Consider the following 25,081-nt stretch of genomic DNA (forward strand, 5'->3'; position numbering starts at 1 on the left):
CCGCGGAATGCGGCAAGGAGACTCTATGGGCGACACTGACCGTAAAATTTTTGTTCTCGATACCAATATCCTCCTCCACGAACCCTTCGCCATTTACTCATTTAAAGAACACGACGTCGTCATTCCGATGACGGTATTAGAAGAGCTCGACCGCATAAAAGACAGTAAACGGGACGTTGCGCGTGACGCGCGTGTCGCTATTCGGGCGCTTGAAAACCTATTTAAAGACGCCACGCCCGATGAAATATCTGAAGGGATCCCCTTCTCTCATGAGCAGCAAGCGACAGGCACCATCTCTATACTGGCTGATTATATGCTGCAAGAAACCTTCAAAGCATTTGCCGACAAGGAAGGCGATAACCGTATCCTGAATGCGGTTCTATATCTGCAAAATAAACGCGCGCCGCGCGATATCATCCTAGTCACCAAAGACATCAACATGAGACTGCGAGCCAAAGGCGCAGGTGTGCTGTTTGTCGAAGACTATCGTACCGATCAGCTCATTGATGACGTGGAATACCTAACCAAAGGCTTTCAAAAAATACCCGGTGATTTTTGGGAAGGGATAGACAATGTTGAAACAAGTGTCCTTGGCAGTAACACCTTCCACACTTTCAGTCGGGATGCCATTGCCCCCTCATATGTGAATCAGTACCTGGTTGATGAAGAAAGTGACTTCGCAGGCAGAGTGGCGGATATTCACGAAGATGACATCACGATTAAAGACCTCAGTCATGAGCGCTTGCTGTCTCGCCAAGCTTGGGGGATTCGCCCGAAAAACACTTATCAGGGAATGGCAATGGATGCCTTGCTTGACCCTGATATCGATCTCGTTATTTTAACTGGCGCGGCAGGGAGCGGTAAAACACTGCTCGCGATGGCTGCTGCGCTTGAAATGACTATCGAAAAAAACATGTTTGATAAAATCATCGTGACACGTAACACGCCAGATATCGGTGAGTCGATAGGTTTTCTTCCTGGTAGCGAAGAAGAAAAAATGATGCCTTGGTTGGCCGCGATTACGGATACGTTGGAAGCGCTGCATAAGCATGATCACTGCACCGAAGGATCATTAAAATACATTTGCGACAAAGCCAACATTCAATTTAAATCGATAAACTTTATGCGTGGGCGCTCGATACAAAATGCCTTTGTGTTGCTCGACGAATGCCAAAACCTTACAGCATCGCAAATTAAAACCATCATCACTCGTTGTGGCGAAGGAACAAAAATTGTCTGTTCAGGTAACCTTGCGCAAATAGACTCTCATTACCTTACCCCTGTCACTTCAGGGCTTACCTACATGGTAGAACGATTCAAAAACTTTTCAGGTAGCGCCAATATACATTTAAATGGTGTGGTTCGAAGCCGACTGGCTGAATATGCGGAAGAGAATTTGTAGGTCCTGGGGCCTGCAGGATAGTGTCTATTATTAAGCCAACTTCAATAAAAATCGCGGCATTTAGCCGCGATTTTCAAGATCTTATCACTAAGTGCCCAAAGGCGTTGTCGTGACTTCACATAAGTTTAGTCTGTGCCGCCTACGGTAAGCGCATCGATTTTCAGACTTGGCTGACCCACACCAACAGGCACGCTTTGGCCTGCCTTACCACACACGCCAACGCCTCGGTCTAGGCTTAGATCATTACCTACCATCGACACCTGTTGCATCGCTTCAATACCAGAACCGATCAAGGTTGCCCCTTTCACTGGAGTGGTAATTTTACCATCCTCAATCAAGTATGCCTCAGAGGCAGAGAATACAAACTTACCCGATGTGATATCGACTTGGCCACCACCAAAGTTAGGCGCGTATAGACCCTTTTTCACTGTCGAAATGATTTCTTCCGGTGTATGTTGCCCTGGCAACATGTAAGTATTCGTCATGCGCGGCATAGGTAAATGAGCGTAAGATTCTCGGCGGGCATTACCCGTTGGATTCACACCCATTAAGCGTGCATTCAACTTATCTTGCATGTAGCCTTTTAACACACCATTTTCGATTAAGGTGTTGTACTGACCGTGTACCCCTTCGTCATCCACATTGAGTGAACCACGCAAATCTTTAAGCGTACCATCATCAACAATGGTGCAAAGCTTAGAGGTCACTTGCTGACCCAGTTTACCCGAGAAAACCGATGACTCTTTGCGGTTAAAGTCCCCTTCTAAGCCATGACCCACCGCTTCATGCAATAAGACACCTGGCCAACCAGACCCCAATACCACTGGCATGGTGCCAGCTGGAGCATCAATCGCTTCTAGGTTAACTAGCGCCTGACGGATAGCTTCATCGGCATAGTGATAAGCGACCTGTCTGCCATTTTCATCTGAGATAAAAAAGTCATAACCGTAACGACCACCACCACCAGCACTACCACGCTCTCGGCGATCGCCTTTTTGAGCCAACACACTGATAGACAAGCGAACCAAAGGTCTCACATCGCCCGCTAATGTCCCATCCGTTGCTGCAACCAACATCTGCTCATAGACACCACTTAAGCTAACCGACACTTCACTAACCAGCGGCTCTTTAGTACGGATGTAAGCATCCAACTCTTTTAACAGCTCTGTTTTTTGCTGTTTTTCCCAGCTTTCTAATGGGTTAACCGCGGCGTAATACATTTGATTATCGCGACGAGTTAGCGCCTTAACGGACGCGCTTTTCCCTTGCTGAGCAATACCACGAGCCGCCATCGCACTTTGCTTTAACCCATCGAGGGTCAATTGGTCAGAATAAGCAAAACCCGTTTTTTCTCCGGTAACAGCACGAACACCAACACCACGGTCGATATTAAACGAACCATCTTTAATAATGCTGTCTTCAAGGACAAGAGATTCATGCCAGCTAGACTGAAAATAAATATCCGCATAGTCGATCTGGCGAGTCGCAATGCTGGCTAGTGTAGCTTCGATATCTTGCTCTGTAAGACCGGTTGGTCCAAGTAGCGCATCTTCTATGCGTTCCATATTCATACTCTTATTATGGTAATGAGTGTAGGTGTTGTTCGAAGCGAATATGTTTCGCAACAGGCATGGTTTGCCTGACTTCATTAACAACATCAAAATTTAAATCGGCAATGATGGTACCAACCTGACCCTCAAGTTGACCTTGTATTTCTCCCCATGGAGAAATCACCATCGAGTGGCCCCAAGTTTCACGCCCACAAGGGTGTGTACCACACTGATTCGCTGCGACAATCCAACATTGGTTTTCGATGGCTCGCGCTCGCAGCAACACTTCCCAATGAGCCTGACCCGTCACCGCGGTAAATGCGGCAGGGACGACAAGAACAGTGGCACCTTGTGCTCGCAATGCACTATAGAGATGAGGAAAACGCAAGTCATAGCAAATTGTCAGGCCTATTGCGCCAAAATTCACAGGCACCATGGCTAAGCTGTTGCCGGGCTTGAATGTCTCAGACTCTCTATATCGCTGAAATCCATCATCAACATCGACATCAAACATGTGCAGCTTATCATAGTGATTTAGCCGCTGCCCGTTACAGTCATACACCAATGTCGTCGTTGTAACTTCTGTGTCAGAGCGTCGAATGGGAAAGCTACCCACAATTAAATTCACTTTATTGGCTTTTGCTACTGCCGCTAACTGCCGTTGTAACTCACCCTCTCCAAGCGATTCAGCATGGTGGTGATACTCTTCTTTTTTACCAAATACTAATGAATTTTCTGGCGTGAGAATCCACGTCGCCCCTTTGTTGGCAAGAAATTGAACTTGCTTATCTATAAAGGCTAAATTCTGCTTAGGATCTGGGCCAGAAGTCATTTGAATAATACCGAAGCGTTCCTTGCTCATGGATTACTTTTGCTCCTTTTTTAAGTTATCAGGGAGTGTGTATTCCCCCTTACTTCTCGATATCTCACTCACGACGGGTGAATCGAGCTTTCCTTTCACTGAGTAATTCACCTGAGTGACCACTTCAACCACAGGTGAAATTACTGTGGTCACAGCCAATACCACCAATGCCGTTTGTGGTGTCACGGCAAATGCGGTAATAATCGGGATCCCTGATGTCATATCAGGGGTAAAGTTGACTTCAGCATCCACCGTTTGAGCCGATAAATCTGCTAAGCCTTTTATTTTCATGTCACCCGCAACGGCGTCCATCTCAATGTCATTGGTAACAAAAATACCATCACGTATCTTGCCACTACCGGTTATGGAGTTAAACGCCATCCCTTTATCAAAGACATCAGTAAAGTCTAGCTGCATCTTACGAATGATGGAGTCCAAGCTAAATAGCCCCAATAAACGCGCCGCGCCACTGACATCCGAAATCACCCCTTTACCCAACTCAGTATTAATCTCGCCATTCACAGTATCGACTCGCATTGACCAAGGCGCGCCATCCCATGACAAGGTGGAATTTAACTCAAAAGGCGCTCGTTGTATCCCTGAAGTAATTCCAAAGCGTTCCATCAGATCGCTATTATTTTCACCCTCAACGCTAAGATTGACGTGACTTCTACTTTGCTGACCAGCCACCATCCAGTCACCATCTATATTGATAGTATTGCTGCCACTACTAAGATTGAGCTTATTCCAAACTAACTTGTTTCCTTGGCGAGACACGTCCATATCGACCTTGCCGACTTTATAACCCTGGAACCAAAAATCATCAATTTTAAGCTTACTGTCAGGCAACACGTTAAAGAAATTACGATCAAACTCACTCACTAATGGCGCTGACAAGTCCTCTTGCAATATGATCGGCTCATCTTTATCAGACGTTTCATTTAACGAGGGTAAGTAAATGTGCAATCGTTTTAACGCTACATAAAGTTCGTTATCATCACTGTAATTAGCCTGTCCTTTCGCCTCTTGGCTATCCAGTTCAAACTGCCAACCACCTTGCTTATGGCGGGCATTAAAGTCGACGTCATGCCACTCGATTCCCGCGAGCGTCAGCTCTTTTGCTTCAATATAAACCCGCGTAGGCAGCGGAATGGTTGGGGTATTCAAGTCATCCAACAGAGCCTTTTTAGAGCTTGGGGGCTGTTTCGCGAGAGCGCTCCACTCATCAAAGCTGAACCGATCGGAGCGAACTTGAAAGTCATGTCCCACTATAGGACTAATTTTAAAACCACCTTTGCCCAACACTAAGTTGGTCGCTTTCAATACAGGCGTTTCTTTTGTGATATCAATTTCAGTTTGATATTTCACAGCGGGGAGCTGCAATCGAGCCGAGATCGCTTGTTGATTACCAGAAGCCTGTAACCTAGCTTTCCCTGCCTCACCAAATGCTTTTTTTAATGGGTAAGGATAGTCACTGGCGAGCGTCACCAAATTGGCATTTAAGTCTAACTGGTAGGTAAAGCCAACATCATTGAGCTGTAGGTCAACATCTAGGCTCCAAGGCGCGTGCCCCCTTAGGCCGCTGACAAAACGCTCACCCACATATGGTTCCAACGGCCCCATCGTCCAATCGCCAATCGCATCAATATTCACGCCATAACCTTTACCTGAATTTTGACCATCAAAGTCAAGGGTTATTGGCTGGTCGAGTAGCGTGGCGGATAGTCCATTTGCATTCACCACATCGTTATCGAATGCGATTCTGCCCGACACTTTCTCTAGTGTCATCGGCGGCGCATCGATTTCAACATGGTTATCTTTCAGTTCGGCAAAACCCCATGCTCTCGACGGCGTCGTATCACCTGAAAACGGAATATACAACTGGAAATCTGCGTCGACTTCACCACTGACTTGAACCGCCGTTAACGCCGCGCCAACAGAGCCAACTAATGGTGTCGCCATCATGTAGTCACGAACAGCGATGCCGCTTCCTGCCGCTTTCGCTTCAATTTCTAAATGCCCGTCACCTCGGAGTTCAGGGATTCGACCAGTAATCCGCTTGCCTTTCACCCCCATAAGCGTCGCCGCTTTCGAGTCAATGTGCATAGCTTCATTTTGGAACAACAAATCCAATTGAAGATCAGTCAGCGGTGGCCAATTAGTGTCAAAACTAAACTTAGCATCACGCAAGCCAACCCAAGCTTGAAACATGCCATTGTTGTCATGATACGGGAAGTCAGACAGTTGCCCGTACCAAAGCAGCTTCGCGGTATTAACGCGCCCAGCCTGAATAGCCGCAGATAAATAGTCCGTTAAACTCTGACCAAGAGCCAGTGTAGGAAGGTAACGCCAAGTTTCGCCTGCGTTATAAAGATCTGCCTCAGCATAAAATGAGAGAAATGGGCTACTATCCTTAGGAAAGTCGAGTCGAAATGCGCCTAACACCTGAATATCAGCCGTTGCGGCTGTCACTTTATCAGACCATAGTGACCAGCCCTTATCGCCATGATTCTCCCAATGAATATCCACTAAGCCCTGCTTAATATTCAACGGAGCTTGAAACACATCGCCATAAGGGAATTTATCATCAATGACCATCACCGTCGCTTTGGCTTTATTCAGGTTGCCCGCCACACTGCCGGACACATGAGAAAATCCCGGCAGTAATGCCCATTGCGACAACGACATTTGCTCAAAGCTTGCTGAATATTGAAGCGAGCCCGGACCTTCTTTCTGTGCGATACGAATGTCTTCAATTCGTCCGCCTGGATTTAGTTTATCTAGCCATTCAGTTACCGTCGCATCCGGAGCCAAGGAAGCCAGTGGTTTTAGGGCGTCAATCTCCAGCTGAGACAGATTCACCTGCCATTGATTTTGACGATTCCAATCAAGGGCAACATCCAATTCAGGCCAAGGGGTATCATTCGTTCTGGCAGTAATTTCATGGGCATTAATTTGCCAGCCTGTTTTCGAAGGATGAAGGTGAAGCAGAGCCGACTCAAGCAATAACTGATTCTCAACACCCTCCTTTTCCCACATCAATTCGGAAGGTAATACTTCAACATACGCGTCTTTAGCGGTGCTTTTTTCAAGGGTCAACCAAGCTCTAAGGCTAGTATCCCCGCCAGTTATCCCCGTTTTTTTTGCGGTTTCGTCAGTTAGCCATGGAGACACCGACATTTTATCTAATGTCACGTAAAACGAACCGGTGACATCACTGAGACTGCCGTTATCAATAAAATCCGCACGTACTTCCAATGAGTCGAGATTGGCATCAGCAATGGATACCGTCCCTTGTGCAAGATGGCGATCGTTTTCGTTTCGCCATTGCAAATTGGCAATGTCTAGCTCGCGGGGCTCTCCCGAAAGGGCTTGATAGAAAATCGTCGACTCAACGACAGAGAAACGATCAAGTTGTCGCAATAAAATATTATCTAGTCGATTAATAATATCTTCAGCATTTTTAGCAGACTCATTATTCGCTGGCGGCTTAAGCTCACTTTTATTACTTGTCGCTTTAAGCAGATCGACCGTGCGAATATCTAGAATCATGCCGTTAATCGACATATCAGCAATAACAGGCTGACGCTGGATTACCGTTTGCACCAAATCAAACTCAAGTTCCAGATTGGCAACTTCAAACTTACTTTGTTCATTTTTTGGTAGACCAACCACGACCCCCTGTAAGGAGATGGAAGGATGGGTATTGCGCCAAAAACCACGAACGTCACTGATCGACACATCGAACCCTGTTCCTTGATTGATCCAAGCAACGATTTCGGGCTGTATGCGATTAAGCTGAGGCAAAGTGACGCGCAACACTGTGACCGTGGTAGCAAGCAGCACTAACACGGTCAACAATATCCAAAGGAAAAAACGTACTAATTGATTAACGCGAGGGCTCACACACTACTCATCACATCATAACAACATCAAATTGTTCTTGAATATACAAAGGTTCCGCTTGAATACGAACCTGTTTACCAATGAAGACTTCAAGCTCAGCCAACGCATGAGACTCATCCCCCTCTAGCGCTTCGGCTACGGCTGGAGATGCATAAGCGACAAACTTGTCAGCATCATAAGCTCGGTTGACACGAGTAATCTCGCGAAGGATCTCATAACACACCGTTTCTACCGTCTTCACCGAACCACGGCTTTCACAAGTTGGACAACCACTACAAAGAACATGTTCAATACTTTCACGTGTTCTTTTACGTGTCATCTCAACTAAACCAAGCTGAGTAAAGCCATTAATGTTGGTTTTGACTCGGTCCTTAGCTAAGGCAGCCTCAAGTGAAGTGAGTACGCGCTGGCGATGCTCTTCAACCATCATATCGATAAAATCAATGATGATAATTCCGCCTAGATTGCGCAACCTTAATTGCCGAGCGATGGCTTGAGTCGCTTCCACATTGGTATTAAATATGGTGTCTTCTAAATTTCGACGCCCGACAAACGCACCAGTATTAATATCAACGGTTGTCATTGCTTCCGTCTGGTCAATGATCAAGTAACCACCGGATTTGAGGTTCACCTTGCGCTCTAGGGAGCGTTGAATCTCGTTTTCCGTGTCGTACATATCAAAGATTGGTTTGTCACCTTCATAGAGCTCGAGTAGACATTCCAACTCTGGTACAAATTCACGAGTAAACTCTTTCAAGCTTTCATAAACAAGGCGAGAGTCGACCTGAATTCGGGTCAATTCAGTGCCAACAAAATCACGTAAGATTCGGTGGGCTAAACCAAGCTCACCGTATAAGGTAGAACGTGTTTTATATTTAGTTCGTCGTTCATTGATTTTGAGCCATAAGCGCTTGAGAAACTGAGCGTCTTGCGCCAATTCTGTTTCATTCGCACCTTCTGCTGCAGTACGAATAATAAAGCCGCCATTCTCATCACAATAGTCCGCCACCACTCTCTTAAGGCGATTTCTTTCTTTTTCACTTTCAATGCGTTGAGAAACACCGACATGACTTGCGCCGGGCATAAAGACAAGATAACGAGAAGGCAAAGTGATGTCCGTAGTTAAACGAGCACCCTTAGTGCCAAGTGGATCTTTCACCACCTGAACAACAATGTCTTGCCCTTGACGAACCAGCTCAGAAATATCTCTAACCTGAAACTGTTTCTTTTCATTTTCTGCCACACACTCCGTGTGCGGTACAATATCTGAAGCGTGTAAAAACGCAGCTTTTTCTAAACCTATGTCAACAAAAGCAGCTTGCATCCCCGGCAAGACTCGACTGACTTTGCCTTTATAGATATTGCCAACAATGCCACGCTTGGCTTCGCGTTCAATGTGAACTTCCTGAAGAATTCCACCTTCTATCATTGCGACTCTTGTTTCACTTGGAGTCACATTTATCAACAGCTCTGCACTCATGAGCGCACCTCAATTTTTTAATTATTTATAAATTCTTGCAAGAGCTGGTCAGTTTCATAGAGTGGCAATCCTACTACCGCGTAGTAGCTTCCTTCGATACGAGAGACAAAACGTCCTCCGAGTCCTTGAATTCCATAACTGCCAGCTTTATCTTGTGGCTCACCACTTAACCAGTATTGTTGTATTTCATTTTCAGTTAGTGGTTTAAACCAAACGTCCGTTTTCACAACGACAGACGCTTGTTTGTCAGTAGAGACAACGCTTACTGCGGTCATCACTTGGTGCTGATTATTCGCCAATAATTGCAACATTCGTTGTGCATCGTCAAAGTCTATAGGCTTTTCTAAGACCTTTCCGTTTTGGACAACAACGGTATCAGAACCAATCACGATAGCATCATTATTAGCGCCACCTTCAATCGCATTGAGACCAGCCAGTGCTTTTTCAAGTGATAAGCGCTCAACATACGCTTCCGCGCTCTCTCGCTCGCCTTTAAGCTCTTCAATATCTGGGCTAATGGTTGAAAATTCATAACCCAATTGGTTAAGCAACTCTTTACGTCGCGGTGACGTTGAAGCGAGTACGATCTTATGTTTCATTGCGATATGCTCTTCTGAGTTATCTGACATGCCAATGTCTTCTAATGCGACGCAGCAACATAAACAGCCATGGCCAAAGTATACAGTTAATCAGTCCACTCCACAGCGACATCGGATTAAAAGTCACGTCTTGGATCAAATACTCACCGAAAAATATTGCAACCTCTAGCCCCATAGACAGCAAACCAATTACCGTTGCCTGCTGCCACAACGCCATATTTCTTAAAACAAGAAAATTAAGTGCCACCACATAAACAATGATGGACATCATCATGCCACGAATACCAAGTGTAGACCCCACAAGTAGGTCCCACACCAGTCCAACAAACAGCGCGGTACCGACATTGATACGATGCGGCAAGGCAAGCACCCAATAACACATCACTAACAGCAGCCATGACGGTCGAATAAAGTCGAGAACGCCCGGCCAAGGTATCGTTTGTAGGGTAAGCGCCACCAGCAATGAAAATCCAATTACTAGCTGGCTGCGGAATCCACGATTAGTCATAGTCTATTTCTGTCTCTTATTGCGCATTCAGCGTCGCTTCCACTTCTTGCTGCTGCCTGTCTTGATTAGGCCAAATCAGCAATAAGTAACGCAAACGGTCAAAATCAACCACAGGTTCTGCGATGATGCTAGCAAACTCTCTACGATTATCGCGCTGCACTTGTTTAACATGTGCCACTGGATAACCTTCAGGGTAAATGCCACCCAATCCCGACGTGACAAGAAGATCATCTTGCTGAATGTCAGTACTAGTCGGTATGTGTTCTAGTTGGATCTCATCAATCGCACCATTACCGGAGGCAATCACGCGAATGTCATTACGGATAACCTGAACCGGAATCGCACTATTTGAATCCGTGAGCAGCATAATCCGGCTATTGTGAGCGCCGACAAATGTGACTTGTCCAACAATGCCGTTTTCGTTAATCACTGGCTGCCCTTCGTAAACACCATCAATTCTGCCTTTATCAATCACAACTTGGTGACGATATGGAGACGTGTCTACCGCCATGACTTCAGTCACAACCTTCTTTTCATCTCGGACAAACGATGAGCCCAGTAATTCACGAAATCGCTGATTTTCTTCTCGATACTGATCCAACAAAATCAAATCGCTCTTTAAACGTAAAACTTCTCGTTTAAGATTAATATTTTGCTCTGCTAGACCCTGCCGTGTGTTAAATCGCTCATACACACCATCAAACATGCTTCGAGGCAAGTTAGCAGCGTACTGAATGGGCGCAACGGCACTATTGAGTAAGTAACGGAAGTGAGAGAATGTATCTAAACGACTATCAGCCAGCATTAAGCCGGCTGATAGGGATACCGCAAGAAATAGGCGAAGTTGTAAGGAAGGACCTCGACCAAATATTGGTTTCATGTACTCATTATCCTAGTGTGGACTCTGGTTTCAGTGCCACACTAAAACCAGAGTGAAACCATTATTCTTCAGTAAACAGATCGCCACCGTGCATGTCGATCATTTCTAATGCTTTACCGCCGCCACGAGCCACACACGTTAGTGGGTCTTCCGCGATAACCACTGGAATACCCGTTTCTTCCGTAATCAAACGATCGAGATCACGAAGTAGGGCACCACCACCGGTTAATACCATACCGTTCTCAGAGATGTCCGACGCAAGCTCAGGTGGACATTGCTCTAGCGCAACCATTACAGCAGAAACGATACCAGTTAGCGGCTCTTGAAGCGCTTCTAAAATCTCATTTGAGTTTAGACTAAAGCTACGTGGCACACCTTCAGCAAGGTTACGCCCACGGACTTCAATCTCTTCAACGGTATCACCCGGATAAGCAGAGCCAATCTCATGTTTGATTTTTTCAGCTGTCGCTTCACCAATTAAGCTACCGTAGTTACGACGGACATAGTTGATAATCGCTTCATCGAAACGATCACCACCGATGCGCACAGATGAAGAATAAACCACACCGTTAAGTGAAATCACCGCTACTTCAGTGGTACCGCCACCGATATCAATAACCATCGAACCCGTTGGTTCTGATACACGAAGACCCGCGCCAATCGCAGCTGCCATTGGTTCATCGATCAAATACACTTCACGAGCACCAGCACCTAGTGCTGACTCACGAATCGCACGACGCTCTACTTGAGTAGAGCCACAAGGAACACAAACCAACACGCGTGGGCTTGGTTTTAATACGCTATTGTCATGCACTTGCTTAATAAAGTGCTGAAGCATTTTTTCAGTCACATAAAAGTCAGCGATCACGCCATCTTTCATTGGACGAATTGCCGAAATGTTACCCGGAGTACGACCTAGCATTTGCTTAGCAGCGTGTCCTACTGCTGCCACGCTTTTCGCCGAACCCGCACGATCTTGACGGATAGCAACTACAGAAGGCTCGTCTAGGACGATACCTTGGCCTTTTACATAAATCAGTGTGTTGGCAGTACCTAGATCTATCGATAGGTCGTTAGAAAACATGCCACGCAGTTTTTTAAACATATTCTTCGCTCGTCCTGCAAGAATGAGAAGACAAAAATTGCACTAAATGTACCAATGCCTTGCCATATCAGCAAGGCATTGGAGCAGAAACATGGGCTGAAAACCTCATTTTCTTACAGTTTCCTTACTTAACGCAAAAAATTGACACTAATTCGTCGCTAGACAAACCGGTTTCTGGTTAAAAAGACATGATGTTTTAGGTGAGCCATTATTTTTCAACATCGCAGAAATGGCACATTATGACAAAAATAGAGAGAAGTGATAAAGCGAGTGCCGATAGGGTTCATCATGGTGTGCTCTCGACGCGTCACCAAGAGAAAGCACCATCGCCCCCCAAAAGAGGGCGCATTTATTCAGAAAGGGAATATTCCATACACTTTACTAACAACACAACGTCGTTATGTCTTTCGCCAACGGTTTCGGCGACCCGGTTTGATTGCAGCGACTCTCTTGCTTGCTTCCGGTAGCAATTGAACTTCAGGGGCAAAATAACGGCCTTGACCACCAGATACGCCAAGGTCAATCAAGGTATGCCATTCTTTTTTCGTTTCTACGCCAACAGCAATAACCTTGGTGGTCGAATCACCACAAGCACCCACCATACTGCGGACAAACAGTTGGTTCTCATCTCTTTGATCGATTTTCTTAATCAAGCTGCGGTGTAGTTTTAAGTAGTCGACTTTAAGGTCTTTAATGTAATGCGTACTAACAATCGAGCGTCCTGCTTGACCAACAATGACGGTACAACCTAACCCCGATAACATCCTAATCACCGGACGAATATAATCCAAATGTTGGATGACTCTTGCTTCAGAAAACTCAAACGCCAACTGTTGTCTCTGCGCGATAGGCAATTGAAGCAGCTCATCTCTAAACCATTTAAAGTGGCGTTTATGAGCAAACGGAACCACATATAAATTTATCGAAATCGGTAATATTGCCTTTCCTTGCTTAATGTTACGAATCACTTTGTTCAAGACTGAACGATCCAAGTTGGACTCATAGCCCACTTGAATAAGCGCGGAATGAAAACGGGAGGCTTTCACCACGCCACGCTCAGGGTCTTCAATTCGAGCAAATAGCTCACGGTGCAGAACTTGTAGATCTTTTCCCTTTTCATAGAGATAGCAAGGCTGGGAAAAAATCAGTAAATTTTCAGGCAACAGCGCTTTATCAAATAAGGTTCGCCAACGCACACTGCCACGCTCATCCATCGTTTGTGTTTGTTTACTGTAGCGGCTCCAGTTGTTCGCCTTCTGCAGCTGGGCGCTTTTCAGTGCTGTCTCAGCCTCTTCCATAATTCGGCCTTGGCGCTCAGATTCCGCATACATGCTGACCCCAATGTGACACCAATTGTCTTCATCCAGAGGCAATGGTGGTGTCACCTTGGCTAACTGACGTAAGCACTGATTAGCAAGCGTAGCGACATCTTTTGCACTTTGATGGGGGATAAATACCGCAAAATCGGCATCAAAATAACGAGAGAAAATGGCATCAGGGTATTTTTGTACCGCATTAGACAGTACCTCACCGACCTCAATTAAGAAGTCATCAGAAACCGCCTTACTGTTGTGCTCAGTCACCTGATCCCAATCCTCGATACGAAACAGCATCACGCCACCTTGTGCGCCACTTTCTAGCAGAGCTGACTCAAGCTTGCTGTCGAAAAGCATTCGGTTTGCACTGCCTGTCAAAGGGTCGAGGAAAGTTTGAGTACGAATAAACGTATCAAAGCGACTGCGCTCTTGCCTAGCATCTTGCAATTCTTCGATCAGAATATCGAGTGCTTCACTCGCGGTATACGGCCATTCACGTAAGTCTCCCTTCGCGTATTGCTCAACGCGGCCCCCTAAGATCATTCGACCACGCTCTTCAAGCAACTCTGAACCAATCAGCTGTAGCCGTAGCCACTTCACACCTTGCATTAAACAAAAGACGATTAGCCCAAACGCTAACGTCACTGACCACATCGCCTCTAAAGAATAACGAACACCAAGGTAAGGAGGCAGCGCGGTAAAACTAATGGTGTAGCCGTCATTGCGTTCTAACGTGTAGGTTCTTTGATAGATGATCGTACGATCAATCATGGGAGAGGTATTTTTGTAGCGGTAAACCACACCGGCAGATGAAGAAAGCTGCATCTCAATAATGTTGCTTGCCTGCAACATTTTTGGCATCCAACGTTGCATCATATAAGCGGCATCAGGATCTTCAAGTTCCTTATCAATAACTTTAACGATGCCCGACAGGTGATGATTAAGATACTCTTGTCCCATTTTTTTTATCGACAATGTGCCACCGACAAACAAAATAAAAACCGCACTGAGTACAATCACGGTCACAAAGGCAACCAAGCGAGTGCTTAATTTAAGGGTGGGAGTTTGTCTCATAAATGTTCAAGTCCTTTTTGACCCATTTATCCTCTCTTAATCATAAGAGAAATATGCGCGTTATCCATCAATCATCACTTTGCCACACGGATAAACAACTGAGTACGCTAACTGATTGTTATATCAAATTTACTCAACAGGGTTAAGCTTCATCCAATGCCCAGACTCTAATAATTGCTCTAACTCTAATAAACGAAAAAAACCGCGATTACTCGCGGTTTTTTCAATTCGAGCAGCAAGTAGAATATCTACTCGCAAGAACGGCCGATTTAGAACGGGATATCGTCATCAAAATCCATTGGCGGTTCATTGTACTGTGGCTGTTGTTGCGCAGGTTTTTGCTGTGCTGGCTGCTGTTGCGCAGACTGCTGCTGAACCGGCTGTTGAGGCTGACCCCAACCTTGCTGAGGCTGTTGAGATTGCTGCTGCATACCACCTTGGTTCATGCCGCCCTGCTGCATTGGAGCACCGCCACCTTGACGACCACCAAGCATTTGCATCACGCCATTAAAGCCTTGTACAACCACTTCTGTTGTATAACGGTCTTGACCACTTTGATCTTGCCATTTACGAGTCTGTAGTTGACCTTCAATATAAACTTGAGAGCCTTTACGCAAATATTCACCAGCAACTTCTGCCAGCTTTCCAAACAAAGCAACACGATGCCACTCTGTTTTTTCACGCTGTTCACCTGTTGCTTTATCTCGCCAAGATTCTGACGTTGCGATTGTGATATTCGCTACCGCACCACCGTTTGGCATGTAACGAATTTCTGGGTCGTTACCTAAGTTACCCACTAGAATGACTTTGTTTACTCCACGGCTTGCCATGTTTTGCTCCGTAACCACAATAGATATTTTAAATTTAGCACAATAGGATAACACGATACTTCATTTCGACAACAGCGCTTAATGAATCAATCCAATGATAGGGATCAAGCTCTAATTCTTGAACTGACCACCATCACCGACAACATAAGATTTATATCAGTTACTTAGATTTTTTAACTGAGTCTCAAATGTATCCTTCCGGTCTAGAACCTAACCCCGATACTCGTCAGCATGCATAAAAACAATCGGACTAAGTCATTCTTATGAGAAAAAATAGCTACAAACGCATCATCCAGCATGTGGCACTAAGCACGAGTTCGCCCGATCCTCTTGTGGAACAACTTTCCAAGTTAAGTATCAATGCCATCGATGTTATTCAACCGGAAGCCCTGATGGTGGCGAGAGACAAAGTGCGTAACCGAATATTACTGTTTGATTACCACGCCTCGCTGGACATCTTCCAGCAAGTACTTAACCTCCCTTTAGTGAGTAAGCACTTTGAAACCATTTTAATCAACGTTCCGCATAGACTCACCACGGAAACGATCCTGCGCTACGGCAACATTAAAGGTTTATTTTATAGCCATGAATCGCCAGAGAAGATCGTCAAAGGCTTTGATGAAATCATTAATGGCAAAAACTGGTTACCTCGGGATGTTTCGAGCCAATTATTACATCACTATCGACACGTTGTGTCCGCCAATACGTCTCCAGCAGTGGTTGACCTAACCGCTCGCGAAATTGATATCCTGCGCAGTCTGCAATCAGGCGCGACGAATATGCAAATGGCTGAAGATCTATTCATTACCGAATCCACCGTAAAATCACATCTTTATCAGATATTTAGAAAACTATCGGTTAAAAACCGCTTACAAGCTATTGCATGGGCAAACCAACACTTACTCTCTTAACGAAGTCAATAACTGCCATCACAAAACATCGAAAAATCAATCATGAAAGACACACCGACCCAACTTAGGATAAGGCTGTTATCTGGATTTAATTAGCGGTAGACTAGCGGCAGAATATTCGTCAGTAACGCAAACTAAAGACTATAAAGATAAAGGGTTTTATCATGATTAAAAAGTGCCTATTCCCAGCTGCTGGGTACGGAACTCGTTTTCTTCCAGCAACAAAGTCAATGCCAAAAGAAATGATGCCAGTGGTGAACAAGCCGCTTATTGAATACGGTGTCGAAGAAGCGATTCAAGCAGGTATGGATGGAATGTGCATTGTGACGGGTCGTGGTAAACACTCGATCATGGATCACTTTGATAAAAACTATGAGCTAGAACATCAGATTAGCGGCACCAACAAAGAAGAGCTGCTGGTTGAGATCCGCGATATCATCGATTCTGCGCAATTTACCTATGTTCGCCAACGTGAAATGAAAGGCCTAGGCCATGCTATCTTAACGGGCCGTGAGCTCATCGGCGATGAACCTTTTGCTGTCGTGCTAGCCGATGATCTTTGCGTCAACGAAGAGCAAGGGGTACTTGCGCAAATGGTTGCCCTGTACAAGCAATTTCGTTGTTCAATTGTTGCTGTTCAAGAAGTTCCAGACAATGAAACTCACAAATACGGTGTCATTTCTGGTGAAATGATCAAAGACGATCTATTCCGCGTTGACGACATGGTTGAAAAACCAGAGGCGGGTACCGCACCTAGCAATCTTGCCATCATTGGTCGTTACATTCTTACTCCGGATATCTTTGAGCTTATCGAGCAAACAGAGCCAGGCAAAGGTGGCGAAGTTCAAATCACCGACGCCCTACTAAAACAAGCAAAATCCGGTTGTGTCCTTGCGTATAAATTTAAAGGCCAACGCTTTGACTGTGGTAGTGTCGAAGGTTACATTGAAGCAACAAACTACTGTTTCGAAAACCTATATCTAAAAGACGAAAAAACCTCTGAGCTAGGAAAACACGCAACAAAGAAAGCCTAATTACGCTCGACAACCGCTCCCCATTAACGCCACTTTCTCTTAGAAACGTGGCGTTTTTATTTCTCCCCAGCCCTTCTATATTACCCTGTTTTTTTATCCAGTATTTCTTTGCACAAACTTCACACTATGTAATACTTATCGCACTACGTATTACATGAGTGGCAACAATGGATAAGATCGAAGTTAGGGGTGCTCGAACCCATAACCTAAAAAACGTCAGCCTGACGATTCCTCGCGATAAACTCACCGTGATTACCGGCCTTTCTGGTTCAGGTAAGTCATCGCTAGCATTCGATACCCTTTACGCAGAAGGGCAAAGGCGCTATGTGGAGTCATTATCGGCTTACGCGAGACAGTTCTTATCTTTAATGGAAAAGCCTGACGTCGACCATATTGAAGGGCTATCGCCCGCGATTTCCATTGAGCAAAAATCCACCTCTCATAACCCACGCTCAACCGTCGGTACTATTACTGAAGTCTACGATTATCTGCGTCTTCTATACGCACGTGTCGGCGAGCCCCGTTGTCCCGAGCATAAAACGCCATTGGCTGCACAAACCGTTAGCCAAATGGTCGATAAAGTACTTGAGCTGCCAGAAGGCTCTAAAATGATGTTGCTTGCGCCTATCGTGAAAGAACGAAAAGGGGAGCACGTTAAAACGCTAGAGAACCTCGCTGCCCAAGGTTTTATTCGCGCAAGGATCGATGGCGAGACCTGCGATCTTTCCGATCCACCAACGCTTGAATTGCATAAAAAACACACCATTGAAGTCGTCGTCGACCGCTTTAAAGTACGTGATAACCTGCAACAAAGACTGGCAGAATCCTTTGAAACGGCATTAGAACTCTCTGGTGGCATTGTCGCGGTGGGTTGGATGGATGACTCCGAAAAAGAAGACATCATATTTTCGGCTAACTTTGCCTGCCCGTACTGTGGTTACAGCCTGCAAGAGCTTGAACCAAGACTGTTCTCTTTCAATAACCCTGCTGGCGCGTGCCACACGTGTGATGGACTTGGCGTACAACAGTACTTTGACCCTGCTCGCGTGATTCAAGACGAAACCATCAGTATTGCTGAAGGGGCAATACGAGGCTGGGATCAAAAGAATTACTATTATTTCCAAATGCTATCGTCGCTGGCCAAGCATTACGATTTTGACCTTTTCGTACCCTTTAAATCCTTACCTAAGAAAATTAAAGATGTGGTATTAAAAGGCTCTGGCCGAACAGAAATTGAATTTAATTATGTCAACGACCGTGGCGATATCCGAGTTAAGCGTCATCCGTTTGAAGGGATCCTTAATACCCTTGAGCGTCGCTACCGTGACACTGAATCAAACTCGGTTCGCGAGGATCTGACCAAGTATATTTCCACTAAATCCTGCTCATCTTGTGGCGGCACTCGCTTAAAAGAAGAAGCTCGAAATGTCTTTATCCAAGACACGACGTTGCCCGAAATTGTCGAAATGAGCATCAGCGATTCAATGGCGTTTTTCCGCTCATTAAGCTTAGAAGGTCAACGTGCTCAAATCGCCGATAAAGTGATGAAAGAGATTAATGACCGACTTCAGTTCTTAATTAATGTCGGCCTCAATTACTTGAACTTATCACGCAGTGCCGAGACATTATCCGGTGGCGAAGCGCAGCGAATTCGACTCGCCAGCCAAATCGGCGCAGGACTGGTTGGTGTGATGTACGTACTGGATGAACCGTCTATCGGTCTTCACCAACGAGACAATGAGCGCTTACTCGATACTTTGATCCACTTACGAGATTTAGGCAACACCGTACTAGTCGTTGAGCACGATGAAGATGCCATTCGTACCGCTGACCATGTCATCGATATTGGCCCTGGTGCTGGCGTACACGGTGGGTCAATTGTGGCGGAAGGAACGATTGATGACATTCTGGCATCCGAGGCATCGTTAACAGGGCAATATCTAAGTGGTAAGCGTGAAATATCAATACCAAAGCAACGCACACCTGTTGACCCTAAAAAACTCGTCACCTTATCCGGTGCGACGGGCAACAACCTGAAGAATGTGGATTTAACGATCCCTGTCGGCTTATTCACCTGTATTACTGGTGTATCAGGTTCGGGGAAGTCCACCCTTATCAATGACACCTTCTTTAAGATTGCTCATACGCAACTTAACGGCGCGACGACCGCAGAGCCGTCGCCTTACAAGAAGATCGAAGGCTTGGAGCACTTTGATAAAGTTATCGATATCGACCAAAGCCCAATAGGCCGAACGCCACGCTCTAACCCGGCGACGTATACTGGCATATTTACGCCAATTCGTGAGCTTTTCGCGGGAACTCAAGAATCTCGCTCTCGTGGCTATAAGCCAGGTCGCTTTAGTTTTAACGTCCGAGGCGGCCGTTGTGAAGCGTGCCAAGGGGATGGGGTCATTAAAGTTGAAATGCACTTCCTACCCGATGTTTATGTCCCTTGTGATGTTTGTAAAGGTAAGCGTTATAACCGTGAAACACTCGAGATCCGCTACAAAGGCAAGACGATAGACGAAGTATTACAAATGACCGTCGAAGATGCTCGCGCTTACTTTGATCCTGTGCCTGTTATCGCACGTAAGTTGCAAACACTGATGGATGTTGGGTTGTCTTACATTCGCCTAGGCCAAGCGGCGACAACGCTCTCAGGCGGTGAAGCGCAACGCGTCAAACTGGCTCGTGAGCTTTCTAAACGCGATACGGGCAAAACACTCTATATCTTGGATGAGCCAACCACCGGTTTGCACTTCCATGATATTGAGTTGCTGCTTTCTGTCCTTCACCGCTTACGCGATCATGGCAACAGCGTGGTGGTGATTGAACATAACTTGGATGTCGTTAAAACGGCTGACTGGGTGATTGATTTAGGGCCTGAAGGCGGTCAAGGCGGTGGCGAAATTATTGCTGAGGGCACACCAGAAGAAGTGGCAAAAGTCGACGGATCACACACAGCTAGATTTTTAAAACCCATGCTGAGCACTAAAGCTAAGTAATACATATGCGCCTTGCTGGTAGCCTTCATACTTGCGAGGCGATTTATACTTCTAAGAAGTCCCATGGCTTCTTAGGGTAAAGTTACGGGCTTAAAACTAGGTTAGTTATTAAAAACTATGCTAAAAAGGTAAATTGATCTCTATTACCTTGAGTGCCTACCCTGTGAGGCACTCATTTTCCCTTAGATATAGTGAAACAACATCAACGATGGCAACCACATTAATTAATGGCACGGAGTTAGGCGTAAGCCTCACTCGTCCACCGTTAAACCGAAAGTTCCTTACTGTGATGGCACTGCTCTATCTCATCGCCATGCATTTTTTCTGGCCGAACCCCGGTGGTGTCGGTCTTGCGCTGTCGTTTAACAATACGGCTTGGGTAGCATTTAGTCTGGCGTTTGCCATTGGTTTATACCAAATGGGCAGCAACCAGTACTTACGATTTAGCAAACTTACCATTGGCTTGCTGGTATCGTGCGTGTTTTTAACCCTACCGCTGATTTATAGCCAGCCGGATTTTACCAATGTGCTACCACGCTTCATTACGTTGTGGGGCGGCTTTTTATTTTTTGTATTACTTCAACAATTCCAATTCACTAATAAACAGAAGCAGCGCCTCCTTTGGTTAGTGGTTCTCGCCTGTTTGATTGAAGCGCTAATTGGTTACGTCCAGCTTTTTTACTTACCAAGTGACAATATTTTCGGTTACGACACCAAGCTAAACCGCCCTTATGGCATCTTTCAGCAACCCAATGTCATGGCCAGCTTCCTTGCCACTGGCTTAGTCATATCGGGGTATTTATTGGCCCGTCAAAAGCACAAGTACCATCGCCGTATTAGTGACGTTTCATTATTGTACGTCACACCGATTATCCTGATTCCATTACTCATTTCGTTAGCGTCCAGAACAGGCTGGTTAGGCGCCAGTATTGGCGTACTTTTTTTGGTCCCTTATCTGTATCGCCATTCAACTCGTAAGCGCTTCCGAGGTTGGACTCTCGCAAACTTAACCGGTGTCGCACTGGGTATGGTGTTACTGTTTTCTGGTCATGGCAATCAAACACTTGTGGAAGACAAAGCTCAACTGCACGACATTCGTCCTACGCTATTTAGTCAATCCATTGATATGTTGATTGAAAAGCCGTTTACGGGGTATGGACTGGGTAAGTTTGAATCACAATACATGTTGTATACCGCGCGCCAACATCAACTTAATGACCGATTTGAACCCGGTCTCCCTGCGCTCGATCACCCACATAATGAGCTGCTTTACTGGGGAGTTGAGGGGGGCGTCGTCACGATTCTGGGTATTTTATTGGCGGCGGGGTTTGTCTTGAGCCGCATCTATACCTCTAAGCCGGGTACCCGACTGGCGATCTTCGCCCTCTTTATTCCTCTGGTGCTGCACACTCAGCTTGAATACCCTTTCTATCACTCTTTGATTCACTGGATAACGTTTATCGTTCTTATCTACTGGGTGGATCAACGAGGTTCACAACTCAAACAAACGTCATTCTCTCGCATCACAAAAACCTCGCTGCGTGTTATGTCGCTTGTTATTCCAATTGTAACAACGCTTTATATGGGCGCAGCTCTGCATACGAATTATGTGCTGACCAAGTTTGAACAAACCACACCAGCTGACCCTGACATTCTTCAGCAAGTGAGTAACCCTGTCGTGTGGAAAGACCGATACGATTGGGACGTGTACAGCACCTACTTAAAAATAGGCTTAAGTACCCAGCAACCGCAACACATTCAGCCGTATATTGATTGGTCTGTCGATATCATAAAACGTAAGCCACGACCGGCGTTTTATCAAAATTTGATTTTAGCGTATGACGCCATTGGGGATAGCAGTCGAGCCTTACAGGTGCTGACTGAAGCTGAGTATTTATTTCCAAATGAGACCTTTACGACCGAGTATTCGCTAGGAAACAGCCTTGCGGTCTCTTCTGGTGCATTAGAGGCCTCAAGCGCTCAATAACATACATCGTTAGTTGCCACATCGCTGGTGCTTAATCGAGTCATCGCTTATTGCTAGCGACTCTACTGACAAAAGGCCGCGCGCTCACAGCGGCCTTTCCTTGAAGGGGGGGCTAAACAATAAGCGTCTAACCGATAGACTTTTCGTTGATATCGCCCAATTAATATGGCCTTAACTGGACGAGTCCCTAACCTCCCCACTCATACAACGCAGGAATATCAATCAGTTCATTATCGAAACGAATCGTCACTAACTGCGGCGTAATCTCAACAATCTGGATATTATTAAGCCGATCGCCTTCTCTTAACTCCTGACCATTAATCTTAATCCAACGACGCTGAGAATCTGAAGAATACATATGGGTTTGCAAATTCAATGGCGGTAATCGGCCTTGATATTTACTGATATTCTCCTCTAGCGAGATATGACTCGATGATGCTGTACTCTGTTGATCAATTTTATTCATCGCTGACGCCACTTTACGAGCGATATCAGGGTCAAGTCCGCTCAAATCTAAGTTGTCCAACGTAAACGGTTCATCTGATGAAGGCTGCTCTAATAATGGGGCGTCAGCAGTATTTTTCTCTACCGTCTGCACCTCGGTTACGTAAGCTTCTGAAGGTTTTTGGCTGTAGTGAATAGGCGCAACCTTTTTTTCTGGTGGCTCTTTCAACACCCCAAAATCAGGGTATTCCAATGCGACATAGTCCGCAGAGAGCTGTGCTTCACTGTGCGATTGGGACACTTGTTCAATAGTAGGCAATTTTACTGCGCCGCGACTTTCAGAAGCCATCGCAGTCGGCATGCCCATTGCTACCATCAAAGACACTGAAACGGCAGCCCTCGTGAAATTCATAGACATACTAGCTTTCCTCCCCGACAAGCTTCCCGCTTAAAGAAGGCGCATCGACCTGCGTTAATAGTTCCAGTTTCTGTAAGGTATTACGTCCGGCGATCCCATCAACGTCCATCTTCTGCCAACGTTGAAACACTTCCACTTTACGCTGTAATTGCTGGTCAAACACATCACTCCCCGAAGGGCGACTGCCGAGCACCTGAGAAAGCTTTTCATCCAATAGTCGCACCGCTTCCCCTTGCTGATTTAACCGTAGCGTGCTGGTTAGCGCGCGTTGCCAAATAAAGTAGAACTCCCCGGTCCATAAACTCTCAAGGGTGGCGATAGGGATTTGAAAACGCTCGGCTCCATTAAGTAGCTCTGCATGGGTCTGGGAAAGCTTATACAACACAACAAAACTCTCCTTGCCATCAAAATACATTGGCATCACTACCGGTAGGTTCGTCGACGCGACCTGCTGCAATGTCCCTAAGCGCTTTTGACAAATAAACAAACTGTTACTTTCGCTCTCGCACATACCGTCAAGCACGCTCGCTTGATAGCCCCACACGTTATAAAGCTCTTGTATCGCGGCGACCTTATCCTGCCTCAAAAACACCGACTGAAGCAGCGCTTCTGAATACGGTTGTGGCTCTGCAACAGGGGCTGATGCTATCTGCTCTTGCACCGCAGAACTCTCTAGCTGTGCGTGACGATTATCATTTTCAAGGCTTGTGGATGATTGACTCGCCTGCAGCGCCGTCATCACATCCGCTCCTTTAAAGTACATCAACGATGCAAGCGCAACGCCGATCGTCGCTAAGGCGACGTAACTGGCGATAGGCCGCCATCGGAATGCGATCTTTTGTGAGGAATGATCACTGGCAGCATTTGCAAAACCTGGCGCTTGAAAAGACAAAATATCTTCACTGGCTTTTTGTGCCAACGATTTTGAAACCTCCTTTTGACCTGAATGATAAGCGTACTGCAATGACTTATCACCAATGAGGTTAATCAGTCTTGGGATCCCCTGACTGGCACGGTTAATCACCGATGCTGCGCCTTTTGAAAATAGACTCGCTTCTCCACCAGCCATCGACAAACGAAACTCAATATATTGACGAGTTTCCCCTTCTGTCAGCGGCAGCAGGTGATAGCGCCCGGTAATGCGCTGAGCGAGTTGACGTAATTGCGTGGTACGCAGCTTATCTTGCAGCTCTGGCTGCCCGATAAGTAGTACCTTTAGCAATTTACGGTCATCCGTCTCTAAATTAGTTAAAAGCCTTAACTGCTCAAGAACGTCTGCAGATAAGTGCTGAGCTTCATCAATGACGACTAAGGTGTTGATCCCTTGCTCTTCGTTTTGTTGCAGGTAACGATAAATAGCCTGACTCAGCTGCTTTAAAGAAGCACTCTCTGGATAAACAATCGCAAACTCATCACAGATCGCTTCTAGTAAATCTTGGCTCGAAAAAGTGGGATTGAGGATAAGACCTGACGCCGTTTTGTCGTCAAGCGCTGCCAGCATGGCTTTAGCAACGGTGGTTTTTCCAGTTCCAACTTCCCCCGTCAACATAGCAAACCCTCCACCTTGGCCTAATCCGGCCTGGAGGTGCTGCATGGCTTCACGGTGTCGTTGACTGAGAAACAGATAACGAGAGCTAGGCACTATCGAAAACGGTACCTCATGAAAACCAAAAAAATCCTTATACATTCTCTCGTCCTTACATTATGACAAAAAGCAAAGTACCATTGAGCTCAATGAATGCCAACGGCAAAGTATGAAAAAGGGGAGCC

Annotated in this window: 17 protein-coding genes; 5 read left to right on the plus strand and 12 right to left on the minus strand. The window is 45.9% G+C overall.

What is annotated here, in order from left to right; translation table 11 throughout:
• Positions 1 to 25: 25 nt before the first annotated feature.
• A complete protein-coding gene (locus tag MD535_RS17140; RefSeq protein WP_265676259.1) occupies positions 26 to 1,402 on the plus strand; it encodes a PhoH family protein in 1,377 nt (458 codons plus the stop codon).
• A 125-nt stretch (positions 1,403 to 1,527) separates the two neighbouring features.
• On the opposite strand, the gene tldD is transcribed toward MD535_RS17140, so the two are convergent.
• The 10 genes from tldD to MD535_RS17190 form a co-directional block, all read right to left on the minus strand.
• On the minus strand, positions 1,528 to 2,973 hold the full coding sequence (tldD, locus tag MD535_RS17145; protein ID WP_265676260.1) for a metalloprotease TldD: 1,446 nt from the start codon (positions 2,971 to 2,973) through the stop codon (positions 1,528 to 1,530).
• Between the two features lie 7 nt (positions 2,974 to 2,980).
• A complete protein-coding gene (locus MD535_RS17150; RefSeq protein ID WP_265676261.1) occupies positions 2,981 to 3,814 on the minus strand; it encodes a carbon-nitrogen hydrolase family protein in 834 nt (277 codons plus the stop codon).
• A gap of 3 nt (positions 3,815 to 3,817) precedes the next feature.
• On the minus strand, positions 3,818 to 7,720 hold the full coding sequence (locus tag MD535_RS17155; protein WP_265676263.1) for a YhdP family protein: 3,903 nt from the start codon (positions 7,718 to 7,720) through the stop codon (positions 3,818 to 3,820).
• Between the two features lie 10 nt (positions 7,721 to 7,730).
• The gene (gene rng, locus MD535_RS17160) at positions 7,731 to 9,200 is read right to left on the minus strand and encodes a ribonuclease G (RefSeq protein ID WP_265676264.1); all 1,470 of its coding nucleotides are present in this window, start codon (positions 9,198 to 9,200) and stop codon (positions 7,731 to 7,733) included.
• 17 nt (positions 9,201 to 9,217) lie between these two features.
• Positions 9,218 to 9,829, minus strand: coding sequence for a Maf family protein (locus MD535_RS17165; RefSeq protein WP_265676266.1), 612 nt, complete (start codon positions 9,827 to 9,829; stop codon positions 9,218 to 9,220).
• Entirely contained in the window at positions 9,819 to 10,307 is a 489-nt protein-coding gene (gene mreD, locus MD535_RS17170; protein ID WP_265676268.1) for a rod shape-determining protein MreD, read from the minus strand. Before mreD ends, MD535_RS17165 begins: the two co-directional genes overlap by 11 nt.
• Positions 10,308 to 10,323: 16 nt before the next feature.
• Positions 10,324 to 11,187: a rod shape-determining protein MreC gene (gene mreC / locus MD535_RS17175; protein WP_265676270.1), complete on the minus strand. Its 864-nt coding sequence runs from the start codon at positions 11,185 to 11,187 to the stop codon at positions 10,324 to 10,326.
• A 61-nt stretch (positions 11,188 to 11,248) separates the two neighbouring features.
• Entirely contained in the window at positions 11,249 to 12,292 is a 1,044-nt protein-coding gene (locus tag MD535_RS17180; protein WP_250617449.1) for a rod shape-determining protein, read from the minus strand.
• Between the two features lie 398 nt (positions 12,293 to 12,690).
• On the minus strand, positions 12,691 to 14,682 hold the full coding sequence (csrD, locus tag MD535_RS17185) for an RNase E specificity factor CsrD (protein WP_265676272.1): 1,992 nt from the start codon (positions 14,680 to 14,682) through the stop codon (positions 12,691 to 12,693).
• A 269-nt stretch (positions 14,683 to 14,951) separates the two neighbouring features.
• Positions 14,952 to 15,512 carry a single-stranded DNA-binding protein gene (locus MD535_RS17190; RefSeq protein WP_265676273.1) on the minus strand — a complete coding sequence of 187 codons (561 nt, stop codon included), beginning with the start codon at positions 15,510 to 15,512 and terminating at the stop codon, positions 14,952 to 14,954.
• 263 nt (positions 15,513 to 15,775) lie between these two features.
• Between MD535_RS17190 and MD535_RS17195 the strand changes: the two genes are divergently transcribed.
• The 4 genes from MD535_RS17195 to MD535_RS17210 all read left to right on the plus strand — a co-directional run bounded on the left by MD535_RS17195 (position 15,776) and on the right by MD535_RS17210 (position 22,449).
• Positions 15,776 to 16,423 carry a LuxR C-terminal-related transcriptional regulator gene (locus MD535_RS17195; RefSeq protein WP_265676275.1) on the plus strand — a complete coding sequence of 216 codons (648 nt, stop codon included), beginning with the start codon at positions 15,776 to 15,778 and terminating at the stop codon, positions 16,421 to 16,423.
• Between the two features lie 164 nt (positions 16,424 to 16,587).
• Positions 16,588 to 17,457: a UTP--glucose-1-phosphate uridylyltransferase GalU gene (gene galU, locus MD535_RS17200; RefSeq protein ID WP_265676277.1), complete on the plus strand. Its 870-nt coding sequence runs from the start codon at positions 16,588 to 16,590 to the stop codon at positions 17,455 to 17,457.
• A gap of 167 nt (positions 17,458 to 17,624) precedes the next feature.
• A complete protein-coding gene (uvrA, locus tag MD535_RS17205; RefSeq protein WP_265676279.1) occupies positions 17,625 to 20,462 on the plus strand; it encodes an excinuclease ABC subunit UvrA in 2,838 nt (945 codons plus the stop codon).
• 208 nt (positions 20,463 to 20,670) lie between these two features.
• Positions 20,671 to 22,449 (plus strand): PglL family O-oligosaccharyltransferase, encoded by a 1,779-nt coding sequence (locus tag MD535_RS17210; RefSeq protein ID WP_265676281.1) that lies wholly within the window; start codon positions 20,671 to 20,673, stop codon positions 22,447 to 22,449.
• Between the two features lie 187 nt (positions 22,450 to 22,636).
• On the opposite strand, the gene MD535_RS17215 is transcribed toward MD535_RS17210, so the two are convergent.
• Both MD535_RS17215 and MD535_RS17220 read right to left on the minus strand, forming a co-directional pair.
• Positions 22,637 to 23,311, minus strand: coding sequence for a general secretion pathway protein GspB (locus MD535_RS17215; RefSeq protein WP_265676282.1), 675 nt, complete (start codon positions 23,309 to 23,311; stop codon positions 22,637 to 22,639).
• A gap of 1 nt (position 23,312) precedes the next feature.
• Positions 23,313 to 24,998 carry an ExeA family protein gene (locus MD535_RS17220; protein WP_265676283.1) on the minus strand — a complete coding sequence of 562 codons (1,686 nt, stop codon included), beginning with the start codon at positions 24,996 to 24,998 and terminating at the stop codon, positions 23,313 to 23,315.
• Positions 24,999 to 25,081: the final 83 nt, after the last annotated feature.

This window comes from Vibrio qingdaonensis (assembly GCF_026191675.1).
Taxonomy (GTDB): domain Bacteria; phylum Pseudomonadota; class Gammaproteobacteria; order Enterobacterales; family Vibrionaceae; genus Vibrio; species Vibrio qingdaonensis.